The 16,400-nt window shown below is 29.5% G+C and carries 17 protein-coding genes, 5 tRNA genes and 1 pseudogene; 19 read left to right on the top strand and 4 right to left on the bottom strand.

Annotated features, from left to right (window positions below; translation table 11 throughout):
* Positions 1–38 precede the first annotated feature (38 nt).
* The 4 genes and pseudogenes from CD56_RS07540 to folE all read right to left on the bottom strand — a co-directional run bounded on the left by CD56_RS07540 (position 39) and on the right by folE (position 2,697).
* Positions 39–218, bottom strand: a complete 180-nt coding sequence (locus CD56_RS07540; protein ID WP_039619394.1) for a putative motility protein — start codon at positions 216–218, stop codon at positions 39–41.
* 53 nt (positions 219–271) lie between these two features.
* Positions 272–760: a hypothetical protein gene (locus tag CD56_RS07535; RefSeq protein ID WP_039619392.1), complete on the bottom strand. Its 489-nt coding sequence runs from the start codon at positions 758–760 to the stop codon at positions 272–274.
* Between the two features lie 53 nt (positions 761–813).
* Positions 814–2,125 (bottom strand): annotated as a pseudogene (gene fliI, locus CD56_RS07530) (flagellar protein export ATPase FliI).
* Positions 2,125–2,697, bottom strand: coding sequence for a GTP cyclohydrolase I FolE (folE, locus tag CD56_RS07525; RefSeq protein WP_012662169.1), 573 nt, complete (start codon positions 2,695–2,697; stop codon positions 2,125–2,127). The pseudogene fliI and the gene folE overlap by 1 nt, the downstream one beginning before the upstream one ends.
* A 109-nt stretch (positions 2,698–2,806) precedes the next feature.
* On the opposite strand from folE, the gene tig reads away from it, so the two are divergent.
* The 19 genes from tig (at position 2,807) to CD56_RS07430 (ending at position 16,376) form a co-directional block, all read left to right on the top strand.
* Positions 2,807–4,126 carry a trigger factor gene (gene tig / locus CD56_RS07520; RefSeq protein WP_047208679.1) on the top strand — a complete coding sequence of 440 codons (1,320 nt, stop codon included), beginning with the start codon at positions 2,807–2,809 and terminating at the stop codon, positions 4,124–4,126.
* Positions 4,126–4,716: an ATP-dependent Clp endopeptidase proteolytic subunit ClpP gene (gene clpP / locus CD56_RS07515; protein ID WP_039619386.1), complete on the top strand. Its 591-nt coding sequence runs from the start codon at positions 4,126–4,128 to the stop codon at positions 4,714–4,716. The genes tig and clpP overlap by 1 nt, the downstream gene beginning before the upstream one ends.
* A gap of 14 nt (positions 4,717–4,730) precedes the next feature.
* Positions 4,731–5,771, top strand: a complete 1,041-nt coding sequence (locus CD56_RS07510; protein ID WP_039619384.1) for a GGDEF domain-containing protein — start codon at positions 4,731–4,733, stop codon at positions 5,769–5,771.
* A complete protein-coding gene (def, locus tag CD56_RS07505; protein ID WP_047208678.1) occupies positions 5,768–6,292 on the top strand; it encodes a peptide deformylase in 525 nt (174 codons plus the stop codon). The genes CD56_RS07510 and def overlap by 4 nt, the downstream gene beginning before the upstream one ends.
* A complete protein-coding gene (locus CD56_RS07500) occupies positions 6,289–7,797 on the top strand; it encodes a YifB family Mg chelatase-like AAA ATPase (protein ID WP_047208677.1) in 1,509 nt (502 codons plus the stop codon). Before def ends, CD56_RS07500 begins: the two co-directional genes overlap by 4 nt.
* 8 nt (positions 7,798–7,805) lie before the next feature.
* The gene (locus CD56_RS07495) at positions 7,806–8,495 is read left to right on the top strand and encodes an NYN domain-containing protein (protein WP_039619378.1); all 690 of its coding nucleotides are present in this window, start codon (positions 7,806–7,808) and stop codon (positions 8,493–8,495) included.
* Between the two features lie 2 nt (positions 8,496–8,497).
* Positions 8,498–9,838, top strand: a complete 1,341-nt coding sequence (gene rmuC, locus CD56_RS07490) for a DNA recombination protein RmuC (RefSeq protein WP_047208676.1) — start codon at positions 8,498–8,500, stop codon at positions 9,836–9,838.
* Complete coding sequence (locus CD56_RS07485) at positions 9,822–11,168, top strand: bifunctional ADP-dependent NAD(P)H-hydrate dehydratase/NAD(P)H-hydrate epimerase (protein ID WP_047208675.1); 1,347 nt, start codon at positions 9,822–9,824, stop codon at positions 11,166–11,168. Before rmuC ends, CD56_RS07485 begins: the two co-directional genes overlap by 17 nt.
* The gene (gene purN, locus CD56_RS07480) at positions 11,159–11,731 is read left to right on the top strand and encodes a phosphoribosylglycinamide formyltransferase (protein ID WP_039619373.1); all 573 of its coding nucleotides are present in this window, start codon (positions 11,159–11,161) and stop codon (positions 11,729–11,731) included. Before CD56_RS07485 ends, purN begins: the two co-directional genes overlap by 10 nt.
* Positions 11,732–11,773: 42 nt before the next feature.
* Positions 11,774–12,496 carry a TerC family protein gene (locus CD56_RS07475; protein ID WP_047208674.1) on the top strand — a complete coding sequence of 241 codons (723 nt, stop codon included), beginning with the start codon at positions 11,774–11,776 and terminating at the stop codon, positions 12,494–12,496.
* An 86-nt stretch (positions 12,497–12,582) separates the two neighbouring features.
* Positions 12,583–12,660 (top strand) — tRNA-Pro (locus CD56_RS07470).
* A gap of 12 nt (positions 12,661–12,672) precedes the next feature.
* A tRNA-His gene (locus tag CD56_RS07465) sits at positions 12,673–12,749 on the top strand.
* Between the two features lie 3 nt (positions 12,750–12,752).
* Positions 12,753–12,829 (top strand) — tRNA-Arg (locus CD56_RS07460).
* A 27-nt stretch (positions 12,830–12,856) separates the two neighbouring features.
* A tRNA-Arg gene (locus CD56_RS07455) sits at positions 12,857–12,933 on the top strand.
* A 5-nt stretch (positions 12,934–12,938) separates the two neighbouring features.
* Positions 12,939–13,023: transfer RNA gene (locus tag CD56_RS07450), tRNA-Leu, on the top strand.
* A gap of 152 nt (positions 13,024–13,175) precedes the next feature.
* On the top strand, positions 13,176–14,063 hold the full coding sequence (locus CD56_RS07445; RefSeq protein ID WP_047208673.1) for a choline kinase family protein: 888 nt from the start codon (positions 13,176–13,178) through the stop codon (positions 14,061–14,063).
* Positions 14,063–14,929 (top strand): DMT family transporter, encoded by an 867-nt coding sequence (locus CD56_RS07440; protein WP_047208672.1) that lies wholly within the window; start codon positions 14,063–14,065, stop codon positions 14,927–14,929. Before CD56_RS07445 ends, CD56_RS07440 begins: the two co-directional genes overlap by 1 nt.
* Entirely contained in the window at positions 14,926–15,603 is a 678-nt protein-coding gene (locus CD56_RS07435) for an NTP transferase domain-containing protein (RefSeq protein WP_047208671.1), read from the top strand. Before CD56_RS07440 ends, CD56_RS07435 begins: the two co-directional genes overlap by 4 nt.
* Positions 15,591–16,376 carry a LicD family protein gene (locus tag CD56_RS07430; RefSeq protein ID WP_047208670.1) on the top strand — a complete coding sequence of 262 codons (786 nt, stop codon included), beginning with the start codon at positions 15,591–15,593 and terminating at the stop codon, positions 16,374–16,376. Before CD56_RS07435 ends, CD56_RS07430 begins: the two co-directional genes overlap by 13 nt.
* The last annotated feature ends 24 nt before the right edge of the window (positions 16,377–16,400 follow it).

The raw sequence follows: 16,400 nt of genomic DNA, 5'->3' as shown, positions 1-16,400 counted from the left end.
CAAAAGCTATGCCAAAATTTTTGAATCGAAGAGAAAAATTAAGCGTAAATGTCAAGCAATCCTGAACTAGTGCTAGGAGTAGTAGTTGGAGCAGGGTTTGCATTTACGCCTTCAAGTACTTGCATTACTGCATTTTCATTGGCTTCTATGGTTTTTTTCATCATAGTAGTTGCAATGTTAAGCATTAAACTTGCTTGATTGTTAGTAACTTCGCCCATAACATACTCCTTTTGTTTGGATTAGTAATATTATCGGCAAAGTTTGGTTAATATTAAGCTATATTGTAAATTTTTGATAAGTAGTGATTGTGAGTGTTTTCTTTTGCTTCAAGCATATCGATATAGTTTTTAAACTCATCCATATCTTTAAAAAGATTTTTCATGGTAGTGCTAATCTCGCTAGAAAAATTTTGAAGATTGCTTTGTGTTTTTAAATATCTTTCTATTTGATAAATTCTAGCTATTTCTCTTTCATACTCATCTTGAGTCATTCTTTTTGCACTAAATTCTGCATTCAAGCTTTTTTTATCATTGATAATAAAAGATTTTTTTTGATTATTGATTTTAAACTCAACGATAAATTCTTCTTTTGAATTAATAATCTTTAAGTATTTTAACTTAGCTTTATCTTCTAGTAAAACAAAGCTTACACACTCTAAAAACATATGTGTAAAGATTTCTCTTTCAAAAATATTTTGACAAATATCAGTATATTTTAAACCTAGGTTTTGTTGATGATCTAAAAATGCTACATTTGACATGATCCATCCTTTTTTCATGACTTTTTATCATAAAAAAGCAAAAATCATTCCAATTATTGCATATCAATCATCTTAAGCATATTAATCGTATCTTCAAATTCAAAACTTTCTTCAGGATTTTGACTTAGAAATTGTTGCATAAAGTCTTTTTTAGCAATGGCTTGATCGAGTTCTTTATCAGTGCCTTTTTGATAAGCACCAATTCTAAGTAAAACTTCATTTTCTTTAAGTAAGGAATTTAAACGCTTAAATTTTCTAGCAGCTAGCTTGTGTTCATCGCTAATAATATCCCCCATAACCCTTGAGGCTGAATTTTGTATATTTATAGGTGGATAAATTCCAAAGTCAGTGAGTTCGCGACTAAGTACTATATGTCCATCAAGTATTGATCTGCTTTGATCAGCTATTGGATCACTCATATCATCTCCATCAACTAAAACGGTAAAAAAAGCTGTTATAGTACCTTTGCCTTCTTCTTTTCCTGCGCGTTCCATAAGCTGAGGTAAAAGACTTAAAACACTTGGTGGGTAACCTTTTGTTGTAGGAGGCTCACCTAGAGCTAGGCCTATTTCTCTTTGAGCCATAGCAAAACGCGTTACGCTATCCATGATAAATAACACATCTTTGCCTTGTTCTTTAAAATACTCTGCCACACTCATAGCGCAAAATGCTCCGTATTTTCTCATCAGCGCGCTATCATCACTTGTTGCAACGATTATGACAGTATCATCAAGTTTACCACCAAGATTTTTTTTGTATAAATTCAGGAATTTCCCTGCCACGCTCCCCGATTAAAGCTATGACTTTGATGGGAGCTTTGGAATTTTTTACTATCATACCCATAAGGGTTGATTTTCCTACCCCGCTTCCTGCAAAAATCCCAAGCTTTTGTCCTACCCCGCAAGTTAAAAGCGCATCTATTGTTTTAACACCTACTGGAAAAACTTCCTCTATTAAACCTCGTTTCATCGCATCAATAGGTGCGCGCATAATAGGCATAAATTTACTTGCTTCAATAGGTCCTTTACCATCTTTTGGTCGCATAAAAGGATCAACCACTCTTCCTAAAAGTTCATCACTAACTCCTATTTGCATACCCGCATCGTTAATAAAAGCACGATCGCCTATTTTAAAACCTTCCACAAAACCAAAAGGACTTAAATAGCTTAAATTTTCATCTACTTCTACTACCATAGCCATAGCTTCTTTGTTCTCATCCTCACTAGAAACTATTTTAATAATATCACCTATGCTGGTTTTTAAGCCATTTATTTCTATGCTAGTGCTTGAAATTTTAGTTATTTGTCCAAAAACACTAGCAAGATTTTGTGAAGCAATTTTGCTACGAAGTTTTTCTAAACCCATTAAAATCTAACCTGTTTTGCTGAGTTAATTAAGGTAAAAAATTCTTTTCTTGTTTTTTCACTTTTTAAAAAGCTACCTCTTAATGCTGAAGTGCTAGTAGTAGAATTTGCCTTTTGTACCCCACGCATTTCAACACACATATGTCTTGCTTCAATAACCACCCCAACGCCTTTTGCACCTACATGTTCCATTAGTGCTTCTGCGATTTGCTCTGTGAGTTGTTCTTGAATTTGTAAGCGTCTTGCAAAAACTTCTACAAGGCGTGGAATTTTACTAAGTCCTACGACTTTTTTATCTGGTATATACGCAACATGCACGCGCCCAAAAAAAGGCAAAAGATGATGTTCACAAAGACTATAAAATTCTATATCTCTTACTAAAACCATTTCATTGTTTGAGCTTTCAAATAAGGCATCATTTAGTATTTGTTTTGGATCTTGTTTATAGCCACTATTTAAAAATTCAAAAGCCTTAAAAACTCTTGTAGGGGTTTTTAAAAGTCCTTCTCTTTGTGGATTTTCCCCGATAATTTCTAACATATTTTTTACTGATTGTTCAAATTTTTCTTGCATTTTTTCTCCATCAAAAATTAAAATTTTAACATATTTTTATTTTTATATAAAGTGATAAGGAAAATTTTGGTATATTATCAAAAAATTTTATTTAAAAAGGGAAAATATTATGGAAGTTACAGCAAAACTAATTGATTTTGCAAATGCAAATGCTACTGTGAAAATTGCTCAAGGAGCTATTAAAGCAGAAGTTGAAAAATTAGCTAAAAAAGCGTCTAAAACTATGAAAATGGATGGTTTTAGAGCAGGAAAGGTTCCTGTTGCTGCTATACTTAAAAGATATGAAAAAGAGCTTACAAGAGATGCGGAGCAAGATCTTTTAAGAAATGCTGTAGATGGTGCTTTAAAAGAAGTTAAAAAAGAGGCTAAAGATTTAGTAGGCGAGCCATATTTTGAAAAATTTGATAGAAAAGATGGTGCTATTGAAGCCCAAATGGTATTATCTTTTAGACCAGAAGTAAAATTAGATGGATATGAAGAACTAATTCCAACTTATAATACACCAAAAGTAACTCAAAAAGAAATTGATGCAAAAAAAGAAGAATTATTAAAAAGATTTGCTACTCCTGAAGCGATTAAAGAATCAAGAGCTTTAAAAGAAGGTGATTTTGCTAAATTTGATTTTGAAGGTTTTGTTGATGGTAAAGCTTTTGATGGTGGAAAAGCTCAAAATTATGTTTTAGAAATTGGTTCAAAACAATTCATACCAGGATTTGAAGAAGGTATGATTGGTTTAAAAGCAGGTGAAGAAAAAGATATTAATGTAACTTTTCCAAAAGAATATGGTGCAGCACATTTAGCAGGAAAAGATGCGGTATTTAAAGTAAAAATTCATGAAATTCAAGAACTTAAATTACCTGAGTTAAACGAAGAGCTTTTAAAAAGCTTGTTGCCTGAAGAAAAAGAACCAAGTGTTGAAAAATTAGACGCAAAATTAAAAGAGCAACTAAAAAATGAAAAAATCTTTAAACTTATCAATGATGAGCTTAAAAATCAATTTGCAGAAGCTTTGGTAGCTAAGTTTGACTTTGTTTTACCAAGAAATATAGTAGAACAAGAAACAGATATGCAATTTAGAAGCTCTTTGAGAACTTTAAGCGAAGAAGAATTAAAAGAATTTAAAGATGAGGCTAAATATAAAGAAAAAAGAGAAAGTTTCAAAGAAGATGCACAAAAAAGCGTAAAATTAACTTTCATTATAGATGAGCTAGCAAAACTTAGAAATGTTACAGTAAGTGATCAAGAATTAATCCAAGCGATTTATTTTGAAGCTTATAGATATGGCTTTAACCCGCAAGAACATTTGGACAATTACAAAAAACAAGGTGCATTGCCTGCTATTAAAATGTCTTTAATTGAAGAAAAACTTTTTGCTGATATTTTCAAAAAAAATGACAAAAAGAAAACTGAAAAAGAAAGTGAAAAATAATGAGCTCATACATACCTTATGTGGTTGAAAAAACAAGCAGAGGCGAAAGAAGTTATGATATTTATTCAAGACTTTTAAAAGATAGAATTATCATGCTAAGTGGCGAGATCAATGATGATCTTGCTGCTTCTATTGTAGCTCAACTTTTGTTTTTAGAGGCTGAAGATCCTCAAAAAGATATTTATCTTTACATTAACTCACCAGGTGGGGTTGTAACCAGTGGATTTAGTATTTATGATACGATGAATTATATTAAAGCTGACGTAAGTACTATTTGTATTGGTCAAGCTGCTTCAATGGGTGCATTTTTGCTTAGTTGTGGTGCTCCAGGGAAAAGATTTGCTTTACCAAATTCAAGAATTATGATCCATCAACCACTAGGTGGAGCAAGAGGACAAGCAACTGATATAGAAATTCAAGCAAAAGAAATTCTAAGATTAAAAGCGATTTTAAATGATATTTTGGCTAAAAACACCAAACAAAAACTCTCTAAAATAGAAAAAGACACTGATAGAGACTTTTTTATGAGTGCGCTAGAGGCTAAAGAATACGGCTTAATCGATAAGGTTTTGGAAAAAAGTTTTAAATAAGGAAAAACATAGCAATGTTAGATGATGATTTATTTGCTGATTTAAATTTAAGTAGTGATCCAACTCCAGCCAAAGAAGCTCCAAAAATTCAAAAAATTAGTGGAGGTGAATTTGAAAAATTTGCAAAGTCTATTTTGACTGAGCTTGTAAAAGACAATGTACCTCCAACACCAACTAATTATGGAGTTTATTTTCAAAAAATGCTTGAAGAACGTCCGGTGGCTTTTAAGAAAAAAGTTAGCGAGATTATGGAATTTGAGCAAAATGATGATGGTATCAAACGTGCAAATATAGAGCAAGAAATCAAAAAAAGTTTTAGTTCTACTTCGGCATTATTGCAATACATTGCTATGATTTATAGACATCTTGAAACAGTTAAAGATATGCTAAGAAGACGTAATTCAGAACTTGCAATTAGCACAGGAAATTTAGCAGTATCTAATGTAATTCATGCTCTTGAAGCAGATCTTTCAAGGTTTTCTAGTATTTTAGATAAATATTCAGATGAGATTAAAGAAAATTTTGATGAGGTTAGACAAACTTATAAACATATAGAAGAGCAAAGTGATTTTGACTCTAAATTTGGAGTTTATAATAAAAAATATTTTTTAGAAAATTTAGAAAAAAGCATTGAAAGTAATGCAAAATATAATTACCATACTTCCTTAATATTTTTTAGAGTAAAAGAAGAAATTCTTGAGCAAACTTATACTCAAAAAGAAAAAAATGCTTTTTTAAAAGGCGTGTGCAGAATTTTTAGCAAAAATGTCTCTTCAAGTGATATAGTAGCTCATTGTGGAAACAATATTTTTGCTATGATGATTTCTCATACAAATTTAGAAAAAGCACAAGAAATATGCAATAAAATTTTAGAATCTTTAGAAAATTCAAATTTTTTCCTAGCAGATAAAGAAATAGAAGTAGATGTTGAAGTGGCTATAAGTGCTGTTAATCAAGATAGCAAGAGTGAAGAATTAATAGAAAAATGCATTGAAGCTTTAAAAGATTCAGGAAAAAATTTAGAACCCTTTATAATAGTGGAAAAAGAAAAATGATAAGAAAGATAATTACCTATCCTAATCCAAGATTATTTTTAGAGTCAAAAAAAGTAGAAAATTTTGATAAAGATTTACATATACTTTTAGATGATATGTATGAAACAATGATAGCTAATAAGGGTGTAGGTTTAGCTGCTATTCAAGTTGATGTGTCAATTAGAGCTTTACTTGTAGATATTGGTGATGAAGAAGGTGAGCAAAAAGAAGATAAGCAAACTCTTTTAGAAATTATTAATCCTATTATAACACCTTTAGATGATGAAAAAATTTCTTGCAATGAAGGTTGTTTAAGCATACCAGGTTTTTATGAAGATGTAATGCGTTATAAAAATATACAACTTGATTATCAAGATAGATTTGGTAAGCCACAAAGTTTACAAGCGCATGATTTTTTAGCAGTGGCTATTCAACATGAGGTTGATCATCTTGATGGACATTTATTTATAGAAAAACTTTCTTTTTTAAAACGCCAAAAATTTGACAAAGACTTTAAGAAAAAATCCAAAAAGAACAAATGAAAAAACTAAAATGTGCAAGTTTTTCTACAGAGCTTGATATTATCGATGTAGAATCAACTTTCACAAGAGGTTTGCCAGGTTTTAGTATAGTGGGTCTTGCAAATTCCACTATCAAAGAAAGCACAGAAAGAGTTAAGGCAACTTTATTAAGTCAAAATTTCAATTTTCCAGCACAAAAAATCACTATCAATCTTAGTCCTTCAGATATCCCTAAAAATGGCTCTCATTTTGACTTAGCCATTGCGATTTTGATTTTATTTCAAAAAGAAAATTTAGATGACTTTTTTGTTTTTGGAGAACTTGGTTTAGATGGAAGTATAAAAAGCACTGCTAGTTTATTTTCTATCTTACTTTTTTTAAGTGCAAAAGTACAAAATGCCAAAGTAGTGGTGCCAAAAGCCATAGCACAAAAAGCTTCGATGATACCTAACTTAACAATCTATGCTTTGGAAAATTTAGCTCAAGCTATGGATTTTTTTAAAGAAAAAAACTATGAGAATTATCATATAAATAATGCTCATCCTTTGTTTGAAAATGCCATAGAAATTAATAATCAAAAATATATAAAAAATTCTATTTATCCTTATGATTTTAAAGAAGTTAAGGGTCAAGAAAATGCTAAATTTGCTTGTATAATAGCAGCTTTGGGTATGCATAATATTTTATTTGAAGGCAGTCCAGGTAGTGGTAAAAGCATGTGTGCTAAAAGACTTCCTTTCATCATGCCGCCACAAAGTTTGAAAGAAATTTTAGCTCAAAATGCCTATAAGTCATTAAATTCTTTAGATGATGATTTTAGTGCTAGTAGGGTTTTTAGAAGTCCTCATCATACAAGTACTAGGGCTAGTATTTTTGGTGGAGGAGCCAAAAATGCCAAGATAGGAGAAATAGCACTTGCAAATGGAGGAGTTTTGTTTTTTGATGAGTTTCCTCATTTTTCAAAACAAATCATAGAAAGTTTGAGAGAGCCATTAGAGGATTTTAAAATTCTTATTTCAAGAGTTAATACCAAAGTGATTTATGAAACTAAATTTTTATTTGCTTGTGCGCAAAATCCTTGTCCTTGTGGGAATTTATTTTCTAAAAGTCTTGCATGTCGTTGCCAAGAGATGGAAATTAAAAAATATAAAAATAAAATTTCATCTCCTATTTTAGACAGAATTGATCTTTATGTGGCTATGGATGAGATTTCGCATGAAGATAAAACAAGCTTGACTTCTAAGCAAATGAGTGAAATGGTTTTTAAAGGATTTTTATTTCAAAAGCAAAGAAAACAAGAAGAATTTAATGCTAAATTAAATGATGAACAGCTGAAACAATTTTGTATTTTAGATTCTACTGCGAATGAAATTTTACAAAAGGCTATAAATTCATATAATCTTTCTCAAAGAGGGGTAAATAAAACCATAAAAGTAGCAAGAACCATTGCAGATTTAGAGCAAAGTGAGTTGATCTTAAAAACTCATATTTTAAAAGCATTAAGTTTTAGAATGAGAACTACATAGGAGAAAAAATGGATAACAAAAGCGTGGCGATCTTTATTGATGCAGAAAATATTCCTTCAAAATATGCAAAATCTATTTTTGACATCGCTTCTGATTATGGAGAAATTGTTATAAAACGAATTTATGGAGATTGGACACAAAAAAATATACAAAATTGGAAAGAACAAATCGCACAATATTCTATCATCGCTATGCAACAATTTAATTTTATAGCTAATAAAAACTCAAGTGATATGTACTTAATCACTGAGATTATGAGTTTTTTTTATGAAAAAGATATTGATATTTTTGTCATTGTCTCAAGTGATAGTGATTATACTAGTTTAATCCAAAGGCTTAAAGAGGGCAAAAAGCAAGTTATAGGTATGGGTTTAAAACAAGCTGTAAAATCTTATGTGAATTCTTTTAGTGAATTTTTTTATTTAGATCAAGATGAATCTAAAGAAAAAATATTAAGCACTAAAGAATATATCAAAGATTTAATCAATATCACAGAAGCCTTAATAGAAGAAAAAGGTCGTGCTGAATATGCTCAAATTCGCACTAATATGAATAGAAAACACGCAAATTTTATCCCTCAAAATTTTGGTTTTAAAAATTTTAGAGCTTTAGTAAAAGAGTTTTTACCACAAATGAAACAATTTAAAGAAGGTAATGAAAAAAATATTTATTTTCTTATTGAAAAAACAAAGGCTTAAAAATGGAAAATATCTTGATAGCCTTTTTAGTTGTTGTAATTTTAGCTTTTATATGGTATGTGTTTAAAAGCCAAAAAGAAAAAGCAAAATTGGAGTTTTTAAACCAAAGCAATATAGCATTGCAAAATCAACTTGCTAATTTAGAGCTTGAAAAAACTACACTTATGGAAAAAAATTCCAAACTTTTAGATGAAAAAATATTATATTTATCTAAAAATGAAGCTTTAGAAGCAAAATTAGCTCAAAAAGAACAAACTCAGCAAGAACTTTTAAATATACATTTAAAAGAGCGTGCGAACTTAAAAGAAGAATACACTCAAACTTTAATAAAACTAGAAGAAAAATACAAGCAAGGTTTGGTAGAATTAAAACAAGAATTAGAGCAAAATTTACAAAAACAAAATGCTAATATTTTAAGCCAAAACAAACTTATGCTCAATGAAGATACAAAAAAAATCTTAGAAGAAATTTTCTTGCCTGTGAAAAAAAGTGTTAAAGAATACAGTGAAAAACTTAGCCAAAATGAAGTTAGCATTAAAACACAAATCGATCATATGTTTAAATTTAGTCAAAATATAACAGAAAACGCAGATAAGCTAGCTAAAATTTTAAAGGGTGATAAAAAAATTCGTGGTAATTTCGCAGAATTACAATTAAAATCTGTTTTAGAAAATAGTGGTTTGGTAGAGGGCGTGCAGTATAAATTGCAAGAGAGATTTCAAGATGAGGGTAAAACCTATATTCCCGATGCGGTAGTATTTTTAGATAAACAAAAAAGTATAATTATAGATGCAAAATTTTCTTTGCCAAGTGATTTTGCTTTTGAAGATATTAGTCAAAATACCTGTCTTGATTTAGCTTATAATCTAAAATCAAGGATTGATGAGTTAGCCAAAAAGCCTTATATGCAGTATGATAAACACACTTATGAGTTTGTTTTGCTTTTTATACCTTATCAAAATATCTTAGATTTGATTTTAAATGTAGATCTTGAAATTTATCAATACGCTTATAAAAAAAGGGTTTATTTAACCACACCAAACACTCTTTTTATGGCACTAAATACGATAAATATTTCATGGAAAAATATACAAAGTAATGAAAATATCCTAAAAGCTTTTGATGAGCTTGGCAAATTTCATGATAAATTTGCAGGTGTTTTAGATGATTTTGAAAAAATCAAAGAAAATATCAAAAGATTAAACTCAAATGTAGATAATATGCAAACAAAGCTTACTCATGGAAGTGGAAATATCGCTTCAAGAGTGATAAAGCTTAAAGAGCTAGGCGCTAAAACCCAAAAGCTTATAAAATGTGAGATGAGTGATGAAAGTAGTATTTAAAGATAATATTTCTTATGAAAAAGAGCTCATTGAAAAAGGTTTGGATGAGCTTTTAATGATGGAAAATGCAGGTATAGAGCTTGCAAATTTGATTAAGAAAAAAAGTAAAAATATAAAAAATGCTAAAATTTTATTCTTGCTTGGTACTGGTGGAAATGGAGCTGATGGACTTGTGGCCATTAGACACTTAAAAAAAGCTTTTGCTTATATTATGCCATATAAAAAAAGTACAATGTTTATCAAGCAAGAGCAAATTTTAAAAAATGTAGGTTTTAAATTTTTAAAAAAAGAACCTAAATTTAAAGATTTTGACATTATAGTTGATTGCGTTTTTGGAAGCGGTTTAAATAAAGCTTTAGATGAAAATTTACAAAGAATTTTTAAAAAAATTGCTAAAAGTAAGGCTTTAAAAATAGCTTGTGATATTCCTAGCGGGCTTGGACAAGAACTATGTTTTAAGGCTGATTATACTCTTTGCATGGGGGTAATTAAAGAAATTTTATTAGAAGATTTCGCAAAAGAATTTGTAGGTAAAATTAAAATTGCGAATTTGGGTTTAAAACCTTATATGCAAAATACTTCAAGCTTTTTACTAGAAAAAAAAGATTTAAAACTCATTACAAAAAAGGCCAACTCAAACAAAGGTGATTTTGGTCATGTTTATATTTTTGCCAATAAAAGCGCGGGTACTTTAGCTGGACTTGGTGCTTTGGAGTTTGGGGCAGGGCTTGTGTCTTTGGTGGCTAAAGAAAGCTTTTCGCCTTTGATTATGCTAAAAGATGATATTGAAGGCAAAATAAATGCAGCTGCTATAGGTATGGGACTTGATGATTTAAGTATTTTAAAAGATGAAAGATTAAAAAATATTCCTTTAGTCTTAGATGCAAATTGCTTTCAAAGTGAAAATTTACTTTCTTATCTTAATAGAGAAGATGTTGTTTTAACTCCTCATCCTAAAGAGTTTTCTATGCTTTTAAAACTTTATTTTAATGAGGATGTAAGTGTAGAAGAAATTCAAAACAAACGCTTTTTTTATGCAAGAAAATTTAGTTCTAAATTCCAATGTGCTTTGGTGTTAAAAGGGGCTAATCCCATCATCACTCAAAAAGAAAAACTTTTTGTAGTAAATTGTGGCAATGAAGCTTTAGCAAAAGGTGGAAGTGGGGATGTACTAAGTGGTATGATAGCGGCTTTACTTGGAGCTAAATTTAATGCTTTAGAAGCTGCAAAAAATGCAGTATTAGCTCATGCTTTGGTGGCTAAAAATTATAAGAAAAATAAAATTAGTTTTGATGCTTTAAAATTAATAAAGGGGTTAAAATGCTTATAAAATTAGCAGTTTTATTTAGTGGTAATGGAAGCAATTTGGAAAATATTTTAGAAAAATTACATAAAAAAACTTTTGGTAAAAATACCTTTGAAGTGGTTTTGTGTGTATGCAATAAAAAAGAAGCTTATGGCATACAAAGAGCTTTAAAATATAACCTTGATACTAAAATCATAGAACATGAAAAATTTACTTCAAGAGAAGAATTTGATGCAGAATTAGTAAAAATTATAAAAGAAAGTCAAGCAGATTTGACCATCTTGGCAGGATTTATGCGAATTTTAAGTCCTATTTTCACTCAAAATATAAAAGCTATTAATCTTCATCCTTCTTTGCTTCCTTTATTCAAAGGTGCTCATGCTATCAAAGAAAGCTATGAAAGTGATATGAAAGTAGCAGGCATTAGTGTGCATTGGGTTAATGAAGAGCTTGATGGTGGTAAAATCATTGCACAAAAGGCGTTTGAAAAAGCTAAGTTAAGCTTTGAAGAATTTGAAGCGAAAATTCATGAGCTTGAACATACACTTTTACCTGAAACCATTGTAAAAATTTTTGAAAATGATTAATTTTTCATCATTATAATTACTCTTTTTGTTTAAGGAAAGTAAATGTTTGAATGGATTTTTAGTGTAGATGCTTGGGTGGTATTGCTTACTCTTACAGCTTTGGAGATTGTACTAGGGATTGATAATATCATTTTTCTAGCGATTTTAGTTTCTAAATTACCACCAGAACATAGAGATAAGGGTAGAATTCTAGGTCTTGCTTTTGCGATGATTACTAGAATTTTATTATTATTATCTTTATTTTGGGTGATGAAGCTTGTCACGCCTTTATTTAGTGTATTAGGCAATGAAATTTCAGGTAGAGATTTGGTGCTTTTGCTTGGAGGGCTGTTTTTAATAGTTAAGTCTATTAAGGAAATTAAAGAAAGTATAATGCACCAAGAGGAAAGTCAAAGTAATATAAAAATTAGCAATAAGCTTTGGGTTGTAGTTGCTGAAATAGCTGTGATAGACATAGTATTTTCTCTTGATAGTGTTATTACTGCTGTGGGTATTGCTCAAGATATAGAGATTATGATTATTGCTGTGATTATTGCAGTTTTAGTTATGCTTTTTGCCTCTAAACCAATTGCAGATTTTGTAGAAAAATATCCAAGCATTAAAATCTTAGCCTTGGCATTTTTAGTAATGATAGGCTTTGTTTTAGTGTGCGAAAGTTTTGATATCCATATAGATAAAGCATATATTTATACAGCTATGGCTTTTTCTTTGATAGTAGAAATTTTAAACATCATTTCACAAAAAAAACAAACAGACAATTCTTAAAATATTTAGCATTTTTTATGCTAAATATTTTTTTATCTTGACTTTTAATATTTTTTTATGTAAAATAACGCTTTATTTTTGTACATCGGGGTGTAGCGCAGTCTGGTTAGCGCACTTGGTTTGGGACCAAGGGGCCGAAGGTTCGAATCCTTTCACCCCGACCATTTTTATAAATGGTGAGTGTAGCTCAGTCGGTTAGAGCATCAGATTGTGGTCCTGAGGGTCGTGGGTTCGATTCCCATCACTCACCCCATCAGCGCTCGTAGCTCAACTGGATAGAGCGACAGACTTCGGATCTGTAGGTTATGGGTTCGATTCCTATCGGGCGCACCATAAGCCTATTGTTACTTTTATTTTTATGCGCTCATAGCTCAGCTGGATAGAGCAACGGCCTTCTAAGCCGTAGGTCAGAGGTTCGAATCCTCTTGAGCGTACCACTTTTGCGGATGTGGTGAAATTGGCAGACACGCCAGACTTAGGATCTGGTGCAGCAATGCGTGAAGGTTCAAGTCCTTTCATCCGCACCACTTGTATAAATCTTGAAAATTGAAAATAGATCTACAAAGTTATTTAAATAATTTTTGTGTATTGTAATAATGAAATATTTAGCATTAGTTTTTAAGTTATAATTTGATAAAATTAAAACCTTTTTTTAAATCAAAATATGGATCAGTGTTTTATGGATGAATTGGTAAGTATTCTAAGTCATGCTCTTGGAGTTTCAAGGGATGAGATTTTCAGTATAGAGAAAATTGGAGGTATGACAAATCAAAACTACCTTGTGAAAATCCAAAAAAAATCCACTAATTTAGAGAGCTATTGTTTAAGATTAACAAATCAAAAAACAAACCAACTGATTCATAGAAAAAATGAAAAAATTAATGATTTTCTAGCAAGTCAAGCAAAATTTAGTGTAGAATGTGTTTATTTTGATGAAAAAACTGGGATTAAAATCACTAAATTTCTAGATAATTCTTATGCACTTAATCACGAGAAAATCCAAAATAAAACCATATTAAAAGAAATAGCACTTAAGCTTGAAGAATTTCACAAAAGTGATTTAGAATTTAAAAACACCTTTAATGTATTTAATTTGTATGAGCAATATTTTTCTTTGTTAAACAACAAAAGTATTTTTTACAAGTATCACGGTCAAATGGATTGTATTCTAAAAGTTTTTAATAAAATTGCATTGTATTTTCAAAAGCAAAACATTACTGTTTTACCGTGCCATAATGATCTCGTCCCTGAAAATATTTTAATAAAAGATAGAGTTTATTTTATTGATTGGGAGTATTCTGGAAAAAATGATATTTTATGGGAATTAGCAAATTTTATGATAGAATGTAGATTGGATGAAGAGTTAAAGAGATATTTTTTAGAATGTTATTTTAATCGCGAGGTCACAAAAAAAGAAAAAATGCATTTAGATTTTTATGCTTTTTCGTGTGATGTTTTATGGACGCTTTGGACTGCCTTAAAAGAAGAAAATAACGAATTTTATGGTGACTATGGTTTTATTAGGATTAATAGAGCATACCAGCGATTAGAAAGTTTAAATTTATAATGAATAAAATAGGATATATTTCTGGTATTTTATCCGGATTGTTTTGGGCTTTAGCTGGAATATTTTATGTAAAAGTTACAGATAAGGTTGTTGATTCTTCTTATTTTGTTTTTATATTGCTTTTTTGTATCGAGTTTATACCTTGGTTATTTTTAACATTGCTTATTTTATTTTTTAAAAAAGAAGTTGTTTTTAAAAGAAAACTTATATTTCCGTTTTTCGCTGGATTGCTCGCAGGTCCTGTTGCAATGTATTGTTATCTTAATGCAATTTCACTTATAGGCTTAAGTTTCAGTGCTTCAATTACTAGTTTATATCCAGTTTTCGCAACTTTTTTAGCATTTATATTTTTAAAACAAAAAATAAACATACAAGGTTTTTTTGGTTTATTATTGGCTTTAACATCTTTATTTTTGTTATTTTTTAATGGTTTAAGTTTTAATTTTTTTGGGATAATTTTGGCTTTAATATGTGCATTATCTTGGGGAACTGAATTGGTTTTAAGTTCTATTGTTTTAAAGGAGTTGTCTACGACGAGTGTTTATTATTCAAGGCAAACTGGAGCAAGTTTTGGATATGCGATATTAATTTTTGTTCAAGAACCAAATTTTACTTTCGATGATATCTTATCATTTAATTTTATTGTATTGCTGTTATGTGCTGTATCTTTTTGGGGGTTATCTTATTTTTTATATTATTTTACGATTTCAAAAATTGGATTAATAAAAGCCATGATGTTGAATATCTCTTATGTAATATGGCTTGTTATAATACAAAGTGAGTTTGACTTTAAACAAATAGCTTTAATTTTTTTAGTGTTTATTGGAGCAAATTTGGTTTTATTTTCTAAAAAGGATAAAGATTGAATGCGATTATTTTAGCGGCTGGGTCAGGAAGCAGATTTCAAGAGCTTTCAAAGATAACTCATAAAGCTATGCTTAAAATACAAGGAGTCGCCAACATAGAGCGTACTATTGTTTATCTTAAAGAAGCAATGGTTGATGATATTTATATAGTAATAGGACATCTAAAAGAGCAATTTTTATATCTAGAAAAAAAATATAATGTCAAATTAATTTTTAATGAAAATTATGGAAAATATAATAGCATTTATTCTTTTTATAAAGCTAGTAGTTTTTTCAGTGATAGTTTTGTGATTGATTGTGATGTGGTTTTAAATGAAAATATTTTTTTGCAAAAACAAATTTTGAGTACCTATTATTGTATCCTAAGAAATTCTAAAGGTGAGTGGTATGTAAAAACAAAAGATGGGCTGATAGAAGAAATCGATACTACTTTATCGAGTGGACTTGCTTTATTGGGAGTTTCTTATTTTTGTACAGAAGATTGTAAAAAAATAAGAAAAAATTTAAAAAAATATCTTACATCTAGTTATTTGTTAGACGAGAAAATGTATTGGGATAATATTGTCTTGGATTTACTCTCAGAGCTTAAAATACAAGCAATTGAAGTTGAAAAATGTTATGAAATGGATAATTTAAAAGAATACGAGGAGATTTTAAATAAATGCAAGAGGTAACTTTAGAAGAGCAAAAGAAAGCTTTAGTAAAATTACTTAACTATTTTGATGAATTTTGCAAAAAACATAACATTATTTATTCTTTAGGTGGCGGAACATTAATAGGAGCGGTAAGACATAAAGGTTTTATTCCATGGGATGATGATATTGATATTTATATGCACTATGATGAATATGAAAAGTTAAGAAAATATTGGAAAAATTTGGAAAATATTTATATGGAAGATATATATGATAAAAATTGCAAATATTTTTATTTTCTTGCAAAAATTTATAATAGAAATTATTTGATAGAAGATTACGAAGGACAAAGATGTCCAATATTTTTAGATATTTTTATTTATGATTATATACCAAACGATATTAATCTCGTGAGAAAAACAGCTAAAAAAATAAAATTTTTAAGAAAACTTACTAGATCTTTTGTTAAACGTTCAAAAGATTTTACTTTTTTAAGTAAACTTTGTCTTTTTTGCGCTGAATATCTTAACAAACAACTCGATAAAACACTAAAACATTGGCGTTTAATATATACAAGTAATAATTGTGAAAATATAGCGTTATTTATAAGTGAATGCTCAGGATGGAACAACTCTATCATGCATAAAAAATACTTTAGTAATACCATTAATCTTTGTTTTGAAGATGGAAAATATCCATGCATGGATGGTTATGATGAGCATTTAAAAAAATATTATGGTGATTATATGAAATTACCTCCGGAAAATCAAAGAGTACCAAAACATAGTTCTAAAATTTACAAGTTAGATTAATAAATAAACTATTTAAAATTATCT

The organism is Campylobacter lari, assembly GCF_001017575.1.
GTDB lineage: Bacteria > Campylobacterota > Campylobacteria > Campylobacterales > Campylobacteraceae > Campylobacter_D > Campylobacter_D lari_C.
This window is presented reverse-complemented; position numbering and strand designations above follow the sequence as displayed.

Excerpts from the sequence above, each read along its gene's own strand:
- CD56_RS07430 (WP_047208670.1), top strand. The coding sequence starts at position 15,591 with ATGCAAGAGGTAACTTTAGAAGAGCAAAAGAAAGCTTTAGTAAAATTA.
- CD56_RS07495 (WP_039619378.1), top strand. The coding sequence starts at position 7,806 with ATGGATAACAAAAGCGTGGCGATCTTTATTGATGCAGAAAATATTCCT.
- CD56_RS07440 (WP_047208672.1), top strand. The coding sequence starts at position 14,063 with ATGAATAAAATAGGATATATTTCTGGTATTTTATCCGGATTGTTTTGG.
- folE (WP_012662169.1), bottom strand. The coding sequence starts at position 2,697 with ATGCAAGAAAAATTTGAACAATCAGTAAAAAATATGTTAGAAATTATC.
- CD56_RS07535 (WP_039619392.1), bottom strand. The coding sequence starts at position 760 with ATGTCAAATGTAGCATTTTTAGATCATCAACAAAACCTAGGTTTAAAA.
- CD56_RS07475 (WP_047208674.1), top strand. The coding sequence starts at position 11,774 with ATGTTTGAATGGATTTTTAGTGTAGATGCTTGGGTGGTATTGCTTACT.
- CD56_RS07445 (WP_047208673.1), top strand. The coding sequence starts at position 13,176 with ATGGATGAATTGGTAAGTATTCTAAGTCATGCTCTTGGAGTTTCAAGG.
- CD56_RS07510 (WP_039619384.1), top strand. The coding sequence starts at position 4,731 with ATGTTAGATGATGATTTATTTGCTGATTTAAATTTAAGTAGTGATCCA.
- CD56_RS07500 (WP_047208677.1), top strand. The coding sequence starts at position 6,289 with ATGAAAAAACTAAAATGTGCAAGTTTTTCTACAGAGCTTGATATTATC.
- CD56_RS07485 (WP_047208675.1), top strand. The coding sequence starts at position 9,822 with ATGAAAGTAGTATTTAAAGATAATATTTCTTATGAAAAAGAGCTCATT.
- def (WP_047208678.1), top strand. The coding sequence starts at position 5,768 with ATGATAAGAAAGATAATTACCTATCCTAATCCAAGATTATTTTTAGAG.
- rmuC (WP_047208676.1), top strand. The coding sequence starts at position 8,498 with ATGGAAAATATCTTGATAGCCTTTTTAGTTGTTGTAATTTTAGCTTTT.
- CD56_RS07540 (WP_039619394.1), bottom strand. The coding sequence starts at position 218 with ATGGGCGAAGTTACTAACAATCAAGCAAGTTTAATGCTTAACATTGCA.
- purN (WP_039619373.1), top strand. The coding sequence starts at position 11,159 with ATGCTTATAAAATTAGCAGTTTTATTTAGTGGTAATGGAAGCAATTTG.
- clpP (WP_039619386.1), top strand. The coding sequence starts at position 4,126 with ATGAGCTCATACATACCTTATGTGGTTGAAAAAACAAGCAGAGGCGAA.
- tig (WP_047208679.1), top strand. The coding sequence starts at position 2,807 with ATGGAAGTTACAGCAAAACTAATTGATTTTGCAAATGCAAATGCTACT.